9 protein-coding genes are annotated in these 13,623 nt (G+C 54.4%); 1 reads left to right on the top strand and 8 read right to left on the bottom strand.

What is annotated here, in order from left to right; translation table 11 throughout:
• Positions 1-106: 106 nt before the first annotated feature.
• From KO503_RS05820 to KO503_RS05835, 4 genes are all read right to left on the bottom strand, one after another.
• Positions 107-1,468, bottom strand: coding sequence for a cytochrome P450 (locus tag KO503_RS05820; RefSeq protein ID WP_215990952.1), 1,362 nt, complete (start codon positions 1,466-1,468; stop codon positions 107-109).
• An 8-nt stretch (positions 1,469-1,476) separates the two neighbouring features.
• Positions 1,477-2,712, bottom strand: a complete 1,236-nt coding sequence (locus KO503_RS05825) for a hypothetical protein (protein ID WP_436836510.1) — start codon at positions 2,710-2,712, stop codon at positions 1,477-1,479.
• A 72-nt stretch (positions 2,713-2,784) separates the two neighbouring features.
• Positions 2,785-3,534: a cytochrome c biogenesis CcdA family protein gene (locus KO503_RS05830; RefSeq protein ID WP_215990622.1), complete on the bottom strand. Its 750-nt coding sequence runs from the start codon at positions 3,532-3,534 to the stop codon at positions 2,785-2,787.
• Between the two features lie 158 nt (positions 3,535-3,692).
• Positions 3,693-6,836: an Rne/Rng family ribonuclease gene (locus tag KO503_RS05835; RefSeq protein ID WP_215990623.1), complete on the bottom strand. Its 3,144-nt coding sequence runs from the start codon at positions 6,834-6,836 to the stop codon at positions 3,693-3,695.
• Between the two features lie 723 nt (positions 6,837-7,559).
• On the opposite strand from KO503_RS05835, the gene KO503_RS05840 reads away from it, so the two are divergent.
• A complete protein-coding gene (locus tag KO503_RS05840; RefSeq protein ID WP_215990624.1) occupies positions 7,560-8,777 on the top strand; it encodes a glycerophosphodiester phosphodiesterase family protein in 1,218 nt (405 codons plus the stop codon).
• 116 nt (positions 8,778-8,893) lie between these two features.
• Here the strand turns inward: KO503_RS05840 and KO503_RS05845 are convergent, their stop codons facing one another.
• The 4 genes from KO503_RS05845 to purQ form a co-directional block, all read right to left on the bottom strand.
• On the bottom strand, positions 8,894-9,598 hold the full coding sequence (locus KO503_RS05845; protein ID WP_252730956.1) for an HAD family hydrolase: 705 nt from the start codon (positions 9,596-9,598) through the stop codon (positions 8,894-8,896).
• Positions 9,591-10,928, bottom strand: coding sequence for a sigma-54-dependent transcriptional regulator (locus KO503_RS05850; RefSeq protein WP_215990626.1), 1,338 nt, complete (start codon positions 10,926-10,928; stop codon positions 9,591-9,593). Before KO503_RS05850 ends, KO503_RS05845 begins: the two co-directional genes overlap by 8 nt.
• A 77-nt stretch (positions 10,929-11,005) precedes the next feature.
• Positions 11,006-12,775, bottom strand: a complete 1,770-nt coding sequence (locus KO503_RS05855) for a sensor histidine kinase (RefSeq protein ID WP_215990627.1) — start codon at positions 12,773-12,775, stop codon at positions 11,006-11,008.
• A 163-nt stretch (positions 12,776-12,938) separates the two neighbouring features.
• Entirely contained in the window at positions 12,939-13,607 is a 669-nt protein-coding gene (gene purQ / locus KO503_RS05860) for a phosphoribosylformylglycinamidine synthase subunit PurQ (protein ID WP_215990628.1), read from the bottom strand.
• Positions 13,608-13,623: the final 16 nt, after the last annotated feature.

The raw sequence follows: 13,623 nt of genomic DNA on the forward strand, positions 1-13,623 counted from the left end.
AATATGTAGAACGAAGGTTCGCCACACTCAAGCCTCGCAAGGAGATTCAAGGAAACTGTTTCGCCAATTCTACGCCAGCCAGAACAGAACCGTCTAGCAGCCCTGTTTACGCTTTGTCACGTTTCTCAAGTTCGAGCCAAATGCCATCGCTTGAACGCACCGTCAAATGCGCCACGGGCACTGGTGTTTTCCCCTCGACAGTTTTGATCTTATAAGCGCCTACGATCATTGCCAGTAAAAGCGGTCCCTCGACCATCGCAAACCCCGCGCCCGTACAGACGCGCGGTCCTGATGAAAACGGGATAAACGCATCGCGCAAACACTGTTTGCCGTTGTCGGTTTTAAATCTGTCAGGATCAAAGGTGTCTGGGTCATCCCAAAACCGCTCGTGCCGCTGCACATGCCAAGGCGACAACACAATTTGGCTGCCCACAGGCACATCGCGTTCGCGAAACCGTTCTGGGCAAGTGGTCTCGCGCACCATCATCGGCACAGGCGGATACAGCCGCAGGGTCTCGCGAAACACGTCTTTGGTATAGCGCAGTTTGGACAGGTCGGAAAACGCCGGATCATTGCCAAAGGCCTGCCCTTCTGCGGCGACCCTATCTTGCACCTCGGGATTTGCAGCGATCAACCACAGCGCCCAAGCCAAGGCTGAGGCCGATGTTTCATGCCCCGCCAAAAAGAAAATCGCCACCTGATCGACCATTTCATCAGCCGTAAAGGTCTGGCCTGTTTCAGGGTCCGCTGTGGTCATGATCTTGGTCGCCAAATCATTGGGCGCTGTGCCCGCTTTGATCTCGGCCATGCGGGTATCTGTCAGGGTACGGATCAGCGCACGAATGGTTTGGGCTGTGTCTTTGGTGCGTTTGCGGTGAAAGCGCGGCATCCAGCGCGGCAAGGGAATGAACGCTGCAATGTTCAAAATCGGCTGTTCGCGTTGGTGATCTTGGAACTGGGCAAAGACATCGCGTGCGATCTCATGTTCTATCGGGATTGAGAACAGAGTGCGAAAGATCACATCCGCTGCGGCATGGGATGTTTGCGGCTCGACATCAATCGGGCCTTGTGTGCCTTCAAGCCGCACCACGGCAGACTGAGCCGAGGCCACCATCGCATCAAAAGTATCGCGCAACCGCCCCCCTTCGAACGCGGGATCAATGATGCGACGCTGGCGCTTCCACGCCTCACCATTGGTTAAAAACACCGAGCCCTCACCCAACAGCGGCTTTAAACCTTCCGCAATACGTGCAGATTTGGGAAAATCCATTGGCCGTTCATTGAGCACCCGTTTGATCAAGCTGGGTTGATTGACCAGATAAGACCGAAAAAACGGCGTGCGAAATTCAGCCATCCACGCGCGATAAAGTTTGGCAGGCTGTGCCGACAGGATGTCTTTGCGAAACAATTTCACATAGTTGCGCAGGCTGGTTTTATCAGGCCGCGCAGTGGGCTTTGGCGGAATCATCGGTGACATTATAAAGCCATCTCGGTGTATTTATTCGCTGGAGTATCAATGCGACTGGGCGTTGGCAGGTGATCGTGAAACCGTTTTTGCAAGGTTTGCGGGCCAGCAGTGATTTTGAAATAATCATAGCTGAGCGGACGATCAAAAGCGCATAGATATTGAAAATGCAATCTAAAGAACCTGCGTTTAAGCGTCGACCAGAGTTCAGGCGATAAGGCTTGGGTGAAAGCAGCTGAGATCACCAAAGGCCATTTTTGATCATCGGGCGCAACCCCCGTGACCTTGACCGGATCGCACAACGCAAAGGAACACGGGTCACCGGGGGCTGTCACATCAAGCCAGAACAGCTCATCACGGGCACATAAATACGCCAGATCGCGCCGCAAGATTTTCGCCTCAGGCAGATAACTGACCATCGGCACCACCTGCCCTAGAGTGAGAAACGATAGCTTGGGCGTATGCTCCACGCCCTGCTCTGGCACTTGGCCCGCGCGGATCAGGTTGGCCAAAACGCTGACCCCCAGATGCGCGCCGGACGAATGCCCCACAACCAGAACCTCATCCCAATCTTGCGTCATCGCCTCGGCAATGTCGTCTTGAAACTCTTTCAGGCGTGCGATCAATTCAGGTGGCTCCGCCCCACACCAGCGCGCGGAATAGCCATAATCATGCATCAGATAATAAGCGAAAAATTTGCCATCTTTGCGTTTGAACCACCGCAAAATGCCGTAACCCAGCAAAAGCGCGGCCACACCTGCCCCCGCTTTGAGCAGAGCAGTTTTTGCCCAAACCCCAAGCAACGCATAAAATCCCCAAGACAGCCCAAGTGCCAGCAGCAACTGCACCAACAAGATCAAAACAGGGTACAAGGCCGCCAAAACAGGCCCGCGTCGCAGCTTCATCAATGCCCCCAAAGCGCCAGTAGAAATGTATATCCAAGCGGTGCGGATCAAAATCCAGTAGGTTTTTAAAATTCCGGCATCCATGCTTGATTGTACAATATCGGACCAAACCAGCACATCGATTTCGCTGTGGGTTTGACCTTTGTCGATTTGCGTATTCACGGACCAACCAAAGCGCGTGCCAGATTTAGGTGATAACGTTAAATCATAGCCGGAAATATCGGACTGTTTGGCGCCTTCTTTGCGGTACAATTCGCGGTAACGCCGTGGCGGGATTGGATCATAACCGGGGATGTAAAACACCCGCCGCCGCTTTACCTCGTCACTGCCTACTTTGCCCATCTGCGCCATCCGCTGCCTGAAACCACGTTTTGCCAGCATGTTAGCGTAAGTTTTAAGGTTGCGTAAGGCGTATCACCCCAAAGCGCTCAACGCAGGGAATGTCTCAAGCAACCAATAGCTTACCCGTGAAAAAGCGCCGGTTAAAAGCATCAGACCAACAAAGACCAACAAAGCGCCCATGATTTTTTCGATCAGCCCCATGTGGCGCTTGAGACGGTTCATAACCGAAATAGCGCGGGTGATGAAAATGGCTGACAACAAAAACGGAACGCCAAGCCCGATGGCATATACGCCCAGCAAAGCCGTGCCGCGTGTCACCGATCCTTCGGTCGCGGCAATCGATAAGATCGCGCCCAGTTGCGGGCCAATGCAAGGGGTCCAACCGAATGCGAATGCCAAACCGAGCACATAAGCGCCAAAGGATGACCCCCCTTGATCGCCCGCATCAAGCCGCGCTTCGCGGTCCAAGATGGAAATGCGGAACACAGACAGAAAATGCAGCCCTAGAATGACAATCACACCACCTGAAATACGACTTAGAAGTACCTGATTTTGCAAGAAAAAGCTGCCTAAAAAAGACGCAGTAAACCCCAAGAGCAAGAACACCGTCGAGAGCCCCAAAACGAACATCAACGCCGGCACGATGGCTTTGCGTGGCGCATGTTCATCCGTCAGCTCGCCCATGGAAATGCCGGACATATAGGCCAGATAGGGCGGCACAATCGGCAAGACGCAAGGACTGACAAAAGAGGCAATACCTGCGGCCAAAGCCACGAAAATGGCAGGCAAAAGGCCCGCGTCAAAGAGGTCGATTCCAAACATGTTTCACTCATGCCACGGCGCAGTCTCGATGAAAAGCGACGCGTGGTCGCGGCAAGGTCACTTTCATGTGGTCCACCGTAACAATAGCTGCCACGGCACATACGAAAAAGGCGACCAAATCAATTGGTCGCCTTTTTTGAAATTATATCAGTGTGGTATCAACCGATACTCCACCAACCTTTACGTTTAGGTTTCGCGGGCTCGGCGGGCGCAGTCTCGACTGCAGCCTCGACCACCTCAGGTGCTGCAACAGGTTCTGGCGCTGGTTGTTCCACAACAGGGGCCGCTTCAGCCACAACAGGCTCCGGACTGGTTGTAACCGGTGCAGGCTCGACCTCGACAGGTGCAGGGGTCGTGTCGACAGCCGCCTCAACAGTCGGTGCAGCCGCCGCCTCTGCTGCTGCCGCTTTCGCAGCTTTATCCGCTTCAATTTCAGCCTTGGTGCGACGCTTGCGCTTTGGTTTTGGCTTTGCAGCAGCGTCTTGCGTTGCGACAGCTTCGGCTGCGACCACAGTTTCTGCCGCAGGTTCTGCTTTCTTACGGCGCGTGCGCTTTGGTTTTGGCGCGGGGGCCTCTTCAGATGTCTCGGCAGCTGCCTCAACTGGCACAGTTGGCGTCTCAGCAGATGCCGCCTCAGCCACAGCAACCTCAGCGACAGGATCAGCCTTTTTACGGCGGGTCCGTGTGCGATTGAGCTTTTCTGCTGGGGCCTCGCCTTCAATCGCTGCATCGGCTGTGGCACCAGACGCCTCAGACACCACAGGTTCGGCCGCTTGGGCTTCGCCTTCTACAGCCTCGGAGACCTCAGTGGTCTCCGTGTTGCCAGAGGATCTGTTGCGACCACCGCGCGAACGGCGGGTCCGCGTGCGTTTGGGCTTGTCTTCGCTGGTCTCGTCAGAGGCTGCTTCACCTTCAACGGGCGCGGCATCGCTGGTTGCGACATCCTTGGATTCAGCCTCAGTTGAGGTTGCTTCCGCCTCACCGCCCTCTTCACCTTCGGTTTGACCCTCTACCTGATCGCTCGATTTGCGACGACGGCGACGGCGACGGCGACGTTTTTTCGGTTGATCTTCTTCACCCTCAGCTGCCGGCGTTGCAACAACGGCTTCTTCTTGGGTCTCTTCGATCTCTTCGGCCTCGACAACATCGTCGTCGATTTCATCCATCAAAGCGGCAGAGGCAGAAATCGCCGTATGCGCGACCTCATGCACCACACGTGTGGCCGTTTTGAATTTCTCGATGGTGAAGTCCGGCGAAATCATATGCGGATCAGCCTCAAGACGTACGGCCATGCCGTAACGTGCCTCGATCTGTGCAATGTTTTCACGCTTCATGTTCATCAAATAGTTGATAATCGCAACAGGTGCTTTGAGCAGAACTTCTTTGGACCGACGGCGTGTGCCCTCTTCTTCCAATTGGCGCAAAATGGTCAGCGCCATATTGTCGTCAGAGCGGATCAGACCCGTGCCGTGACAGATGTGACAGGGCTGCGTTGTCGCCTCAAGCATCCCTGGACGCAGACGCTGACGCGACATTTCCAGCAAACCAAAGCCTGAAATGCGACCCACTTGGATGCGGGCGCGATCGGTTTTAAGTTTGTCTTTCAGACGCTTTTCAACAGATGCGTTGTTGCGACGCTCTTCCATGTCGATAAAGTCAATGACGATCAAGCCAGCAAGGTCACGCAAGCGCGCTTGACGGGCCAGTTCTTCGGCGGCCTCAAGGTTGGTTTTCAGCGCTGTGTCCTCGATTGAGCCCTCTTTGGTCGAGCGTCCAGAGTTCACATCGACAGAGACCAAAGCCTCGGTCACTTCGATCACGATGTAACCGCCAGATTTCAACTGAACCGTCGGATTAAACATCGATCCGAGGTAGCTTTCCACTTGGTAGCGGGCGAACAACGGCAGATTTTCGCGGTAGTTTGTGACGTTTTTCGCATGTGTCGGCATGATCATACGCATAAAGTCTTTGGCCGTGCGGAAGCCCGCATCGCCTTCGACAATCACTTCGTCGATTTCTTTAGAATACAGATCACGGATCGAACGTTTGATCAGATCGCCTTCTTCATAGATTTGCGCGGGCGCCACGGATTTCAGCGTCAGCTCGCGGATCTGTTCCCACATACGTTTGAGGTAATCGTAATCGCGCTTGATCTCGGTCTTGGTGCGCTGCGCACCAGCAGTGCGTACGATCAGACCTGCGCCCTGTGGCACGTCCATTTCGGTGGCGATTTCTTTGAGTTTCTTGCGGTCAGCAGCATTGGTGATCTTGCGGGAAATGCCGCCACCACGCGCCGTGTTTGGCATCAAGACACAGTAGCGCCCCGCCAATGACAGGTATGTGGTCAAGGCCGCGCCTTTGTTGCCGCGTTCCTCTTTGACCACTTGAATCAACAGGATTTGGCGGACTTTGATAACTTCTTGAATTTTGTAACGACGTGCGCGTGCCTTGCGGCGCGGACGGATGTCTTCATGCGTGTCATCGTCGGCTACGTTTTCGATGCTTGAATCTTTGTCAGATGCGGTTTCGGCCTCATCATCATCGTCGTCATCATTGGCGCTGTCGTCATCGGCGCCCTCAGCATCGGTGGCTGCCACTGTTTCAGTGTCATCCTTTGGCATCACGTCATTAGATGTGACGTCATCTGATTGTGCCTCATCAGAAGCCGCATCAACGGGTTCCTCAACAGGTGTGTCTTGCACCGTAAAGGCGGGCGATGTGCCCTCTTCAACCACACCATAGCTGCTGTCTGGGCTGGCATCCGCGATCAAAGCATCTTCGGCGCTCAGGTCAGGTTCGACAACATCCATGCCAGAGGCTGTTGTTGTTTCAACCGCAGCTGTCGCATCCGTTTCGGACTCGGCTGTCGCATCTGCTTCGCCCTCAGCACTCGCAACCTCGGCGGTTGCAACGGCATCATCAGATACAGTCTCTTCGGCTTTGCTGCGACTGCGTGACCGTGACCGGCGACGGGTGCGCGTGGGCTTTTCGTCTTCTTCCTCTTGGGCTTTTGCGTGGGCCAGTTCTTCGGCCATAAGCGCTTCGCGGTCGGCCACAGGAATTTGATAATAATCTGGGTGAATCTCGGAAAATGCCAAGAACCCGTGGCGATTCCCGCCGTAATCCACAAAAGCCGCCTGTAAGGACGGTTCGACCCGCGTTACTTTTGCAAGATAAATGTTGCCAGCGATTTGGCGTTTGTTTTCAGATTCAAAGTCGAATTCCTCGACCTTGTTTCCATCGACCACCACAACGCGGGTTTCTTCCGCGTGGGTGGCATCGATAAGCATCTTTTTAGCCATTTTATTCTTTCGGCACCCGCAATCGGCCCGTCCTTTAAAAAGGGGTCTGGACGAAATTGGAGGTGATTGTTGGGGGCGGTGGCAGGCGCGGGCAAGGGAGCGGGGGCGCTAGCGCCCTCATACAGCTCAATAATTGCCTCTGCGCGTTGCATCGCGTTTCTTCTCCGGCGCACATCAAACAAAAGGTTGAGACGCCCATTCATGAAACCCATGCGCCCTAATGTCAGGAGCGTTTGGGCGTTGCTGTGCCGCGGGGTTTTGTCATGCCTCGGGGCGCTATCGGTCTGCGGTGTAAGCGGGCGGCACACTGTCGTTTGGTGCCATCTCCAACGCTTGCTTGCAGCGAATTTGTCAAAGCACTGTGTCTGACGCGAAAGGCGTTTGGCACATGTGCATCCCTAATCAGTAGTGGTCCCTGTGGACAAATACAACATGCAATTTCACAAAGCCTGCCGTTTGCCCCTGTGAATGCCCAACAAGTAGTCTTGAGTGGTTTCAAAAAGTTAAGGCCGCTTTGACGTGATCGGATTAAAAAACAGCCCTCAACGCGCCGCATCAACGCGTCATGCAATCGTGTCACTACTGTCACGCAACCGTTGCAGCCTCGTCGCGGGATCGTCATGAAAATCAATCAGCTATAGCGCATCCGATCGTGCTTATTGGGAAGCTATCTAAACCCAACGGGCATTGTCTTGCGTTTTTGACTTCAAACAGGACTATCATATGACACGTTTACACTTCGGGATTTCCCTTCTTGCGCTGACTTGCGCTGCGCCAGCCGTTGCACAAGACATGGATCAAGCCCGCATCGAACTTGGCCCACGCCCTGCTTATTTGATCTCCACGATGGATGAGAGCCCATTGAAAGACGCACTGGAAGCCTGTGCTGCAATGGAACCTGTTCGCACAGACTTTTCAATCGCACACCGCGGCGCGCCGTTGATGTTCCCTGAGCACACAGAACAAGCCAACCGTGCTGGTTTCTTGATGGGCGCAGGCATCATGGAATGTGACGTTGCTTTCACCAAAGACAAAGAACTGGTCTGCCGTCACGCGCAAAACGACCTGCACACAACCACGAACATTCTTGCCACAGATTTGGGCGCACAATGTACAACGCCTTTCACCCCTGCAAACGGTGATACATCTGCACAAGTCGAATGCCGCACGTCAGACATCACATTGGCTGAATACAAAACACTGAACGGCAAAATGGATGCAGGCAATTCATCTGCGACCACAGTTGAGCAGTACATGGATGCCACAGCGTCTTTCCGCACAGACCTTTACGCCACAACCGGCACGTTGTTGTCGCATAAAGATTCCATCGCTTTGTACAAATCTTTGGGCGCGAAATTCACACCTGAGTTGAAATCACCTTCTGTCGAGATGCCATTCGACGGCTTCACGCAAGAAGACTACGCGCAAAAGCTGATCAACGAATACAAAGACGCAGGCATTCCAGCATCAGACGTCTTCGCCCAGTCTTTCGATCTGAACGATGTGCTGTACTGGATCAAAGCCGAGCCTGAGTTTGGCGCGAACGCTGTGTTCCTTGTGGAAGCCACTGACGGTTTTGACCCACAAGATGCAAACACATGGAAAGAAGACTTCACCGCTTTGAAAGCCGCAGGCGTCAACAACCTCGCCCCTTCTATCAACATGCTGGTGGTGAATGATGGCGATAAAATCGTTGCCTCAAACTACGCAAAAGCTGCGAAAGAAGCAGGTCTTGATCTGATTTCTTGGTCTCTGGAACGCTCTGGTCCCTTGGCCACAGGTGGCGGTTGGTATTTCCAATCCGTGACAGAAGCGATGAACAATGACGGCGACTATTTTGAGGTGCTCGACGCTTTGGCAATGGACGCTGGCGTCAAAGGCGTGTTTTCTGACTGGCCTGCTACAGTCACATACTATGCTTCTTGCATGGGCTTGAAATAAGCCCGCCGCATAGGTCGATATTGCAAAGCTAAAAAAGCGGGGCCAGTTTTGGTCCCGCTTTTCACATCATATTGTCAGACGATGTATCAAACGATGCAGATGATCACCTACGCCCCTTAGGCAACCACAGGCGTGACCTGAATGCCGAACAGCTCAACAGCTTGCCGCAGGTCTGTCGCAACACGCTGCCCCAAATCCGGCAAAGGCGTGTTTGGGGGGCGTAGATCAGGAATTTGCACCCCCATGCACCCTGCCCCCATAGCAGCCGTAATGCCCGTATCACTGTCCTCAAACGCAGCGCAGTCTTTCGGATCAAGCCCCAAAGCCGCAGCCCCTTGCAAATAAGGCGCAGGATAGGGCTTGTTGGCCGTCACCTCATCGCCCGCAATGACCGTTTGAAAGAACCCCAACAGACCTGTGTGCTTCAATTCGGCGCGCGCTCTGGCACCATGGGTCGATGTCACAACAGCCATTTTGGCCCCTTGTGCGGCCAAGCCCGAAATCACCTCATAAACATATGGGCGCATGGGAACGGATTGCGACAACGCAAGATCCTTTTGTGCGTCCCATAGGCGTTCATAATCCTCAATCGACATCCGCCCATCCAAGAACCTGTCCACCTTAGCGGCATTGCCACCCTTTGATCCGCCGATCAATGACAAGAACATCGGCTCCGCCAGTTCTGCGGCAATATCCAGCCCTGCGCAAATGTCCACAAACAGCTTGAGCCCAACCCGTTCCGTGTCAAGCAGCAGCCCATCCATATCAAACAGAAAGCCCTTCGGCGTCGAAATAGAGGGTGAAGGTTTTAAGTTATCCAAGGTAATCAGACCTTTGCAGGCTATACTTGGCCATTTTCTCATTCAGGGTGCGGCGCGGCAAACACAGTTCGTCCATCACAGAGACAATAGACCCTTTGTGACGGCGCATGGTGTTGTCGATCAACATCCGCTCGAAGGCTTCCACATATTCCTTCAGCGGCTTGCCCTCGGTTGTCATGGTTTGCTGCTCGACATCATCGCCCTCAGACAACAACAGCGAGGCGATCGAGCCCGATCCGCGCCGGTTTTGCAGCACGGCGCGTTCGGCCACATTGATCAACTGGCGAATATTGCCGGGCCAAGGCGCTTGCAACAATTGCGCCGCTTCTTGCGCAGCCACTTCGCGGGTCTCACAACCATATTCTTCCGAGAATTGCTGCGACAATTGTGTGAACAGCAGCAAAATATCTTCGCCGCGCGCACGCAATGGTGGCAGAGTGATTTTCATCGCTGCCAAACGGAAATACAGATCAGCACGCAGCGCAGATTCGCAGGTCTTGCCTTGCTCTTGCAGGTTACAAATCGCAATCACGCGGGTTTCAGGCGGCGTGCCTTGATCATCCATCCAAGACAGCAATCGCGCTTGCAAATCGGCAGGCAGGGCTTCGATATCTTCCAAAACAAGCGTGCCTCCGCGTGCCTCTTCGATCAGCGGAATGATTTGCCCGTCAGGATCAGGCCCAAACAAGCGCTTGGCCAATTCGTGTTCTTCGCGTCCCGCGCAAGTAAACGTCACGAATTTCTTATTGGCCCGTGCCCCGACAGCGTGCAAAGCATGCGCCACGAGCGTTTTGCCGGTGCCGGTTTCACCGTCGATCAACACGTGACCGTCGGCTTGGCCCAGATCCAAAATATCTTCGCGCAGACGTTCCATCACCGGCGAGGCGCCGATCAGTTTTTTCATCAGCCCTGTGCCATCTGACAGTTCACGGCGCAGCGCACGGTTATCAAGCGTCAAACGCCGCGCATTCGTCGCCTTTTTCGCCAGTTCCGTCATGCGGTCAGGGTTAAACGGTTTTTCTAGAAAATCGAACGCCCCAACACGCATGGCCTCAACCGCCATCGGCACATCGCCGTGCCCAGTGATCATGATCACCGGCAGCCCTGAATCCACAGACATCAGCTTTTTCAAAAACTGCATCCCGTCCATGCCCGGCATTTTGATGTCCGAAATGATCGCGCCCGGATAATCAGGACCGAGCGATTTCAGCGCATCCTCTGCACTGGCAAAGGTTTCCGTGTCAAATCCAGACAAGGCCAACCATTGACTGATCGATTGGCGCATATCTTGTTCGTCATCGACGATAGCGATCTTCATTGCAGTTGCCATGAAACCTGTTCTCCTAGTCTTTCCCCTTTGAGAGCCCCCAAAGGTATTCTTGTTCTTATGCCTATGTACGTGGTCGCTTACTGCGCGGCTGCTAAGCCCTCTTCAGACATAGGAAGGATCATTTCAAATTCAGCCCCCCCATCGCCCCAATTGCGCGCGGTGAGCCGCCCCCCCAACTCGTTGACGATACCAGAGGAAATGGCAAGCCCCAGCCCGACACCATCGCCGGGGGCTTTGGTGGTGTAAAATGGTTCAAACATCGTGTCCAAATCTTGGATTCCTGTCCCGTTGTCACGCACCAAGACCGACGCCTGCGCGCCGCCTGCGACCAAGATGCCAATCTGCGGCTCTGCTACGTTTTTTGACGCGTCAAACGCATTGCGTAGCAGGTTCACCAAAACCTGTTCCAATCGCACCCGATCGCCCTGAACAATCACCGGTTCTGGCGGCAGAGTCCGCGTGATTTCCACCGATCTTTGGCGCATCTGCGGTTCCATCATCGACAGGGCTGAGGCCACGCAATCCCTTAAATCTATGGGTTCCAAGTGGTCCGAGCCTTTGCGCGCATAGGATTTCAATTGGCGCGTGATCGCCCCCATGCGGTCAATCAAATCATCGATCCGCCCGAAAGAGGCCAGCGCCTCGTCGGGGCGCTTGCGTTGCAGCAAAAGCTTGGCCCCCGCCAGATAAGTTTTCATCGCAGCCAATGGCTGGTTCAGCTCGTGGGACACCGCCGCCGACATCTCGCCAAGGACGGCCAATTTCGATGATTGCAGCAAGGTCTGCTCGGCCACTTCTAGGCTGCGTTCTGCGCGTTTGCGTTCGGCAATTTCCCGCTGTAGCGCGGCGTTGAGCTGGCGAAGCCCCGCTGACTCTTGTTGAAAAAGCCCCGCACGCGACATGGCGCGCCGCGAGGTTAGATAAAAAACACCTGCCAATAGAATAGCAAAGCCCATAATTTCCAACGCTAAGACGCCGTTCACCGGCTCGCGCACAGAACTATACGTGGTGAAAGAGGCCATGCGCCAACCGCGAAACGGCAGACGGCTTTCCAACCGCATCACAGCTTCGCCGCCCAAATACGCTTCGCCGGGAATTGCATTCCAATCAGACGTCAACCGAAACGCGCGTTCGATCGCCGTGGGCGCATCTGTGACAGACAGGGCTTCGGCTTCGGTCTTGGACCGCCAGCGAGGTTCCGTTGAAAGAATGATTTGATTGTCGGAATTGATCACGATCACCGCGTCAGAAATACCCGACCAACTTTTCTCAAACTTGGCCAAATCGACCTGCACAACGATCACGCCCACCAGCGCCCCGCCGACGTCGATCTTACGACTGTAGGTGAATTGATACCCGCCGCCCGCGCGCTGTGTGGCGTTGAAAATCGTTTCATTCGAACGCAAAGCATCAATAAAACTTGGCTCTTGGCGTCCATTGGTACCCAAAAGCCCCCTGTCAGTCGCCGCCACAACACGTCCGCTTTCATCCAGCAACAAAATCGCAGCAGCGCCGATTTCCTCAATGTAGGAAATCAAATGTTGCGAGGTTTGCGTGTAGTCATCGGTGTTCAGGGCGCTTACCAAAACAGGGTCGCGTGACAGCAAAATCGGCACAATGGATGTGCGCTGCAACTCAGACAATAGATTGCCCGAATACAGCGCTTGGCGCACCTCAGCGCGGTTGCGTGTCAAGATCGTGTGGCGTTCGGTCAACAGCAGGTTCGTCACCCACACAACCGAAATCGCCGCCACAACAAAAGCCACAAGCGCCAAACGCCCGCCCCACGTCAAAGTGCGTGGACGGGGTGAAATTTGAGGTGTGGCGGGCAGCTTACCATTGATCATACGCAGAGTTTACGCCCGACACTGCGCACGCTCAAGCACAGATGCTGCGCCGCCGCGTGCCTACGCGGAAATAAGCCCATGAGACCAAAACAAAAAACGCCCTCGAAACGAGAGCGCCTTTTGTGTTTATCAAGCCGAACTGGCCAAATCGAAAGGGCAGCGTTTAGGCAGGCACCACTGCTGACACCAATGAGTCAAAGAACCCTTTGCCGTCTTCATTGCCATGGGCCGCTTCAAACGCCCGCTCTGGGTGAGGCATCATGCCAAGCACACGGCGGTTGGCGGACAAAATGCCCGCAATATCACGCGCAGAGCCGTTTGGATTTTCAGCGTAGCGGAACGCCACGCGATCCTCGGCCTCAAGCATATCTAGAGTGCTTTGATCAGCGGTAAAGTTGCCGTCGTGATGCGCAATCGGGACGCCGATCACTTGGTCTTTGGCATAAGACGATGTGTAGGCGCTGTCAGTTGTCGCAACAGTCAAAGGCGTGGTTTTGCAGATGTATTTCAACCCAGCGTTGCGCAGCAAAGCACCGGGCAAAAGCCCCGCTTCAGTCAGAACCTGAAAGCCGTTACAGATACCAAAGGCATATCCGCCGCGTTCAACATGCGCTTTGAGCGCTTGCGTGATCGGCGAATTGGCCGCAATAGCCCCACAGCGCAGATAATCGCCGTAAGAAAATCCACCAGGCACACCAACGACATCCAAGCCATCAGGCAAACTGGTTTCTTTGTGCCAAACCATGGTGACATCCGCCCCAGATTTTTGCAAAGCAACAGCCATATCGCGGTCACAGTTGGAACCAGGGAAGACAAGAACAGCAGCTTTCATAGCGCTTTCTCCTTAG

Source organism: Pacificibacter marinus (genome assembly GCF_018860505.1).
Classification (GTDB): domain Bacteria; phylum Pseudomonadota; class Alphaproteobacteria; order Rhodobacterales; family Rhodobacteraceae; genus Celeribacter; species Celeribacter marinus_B.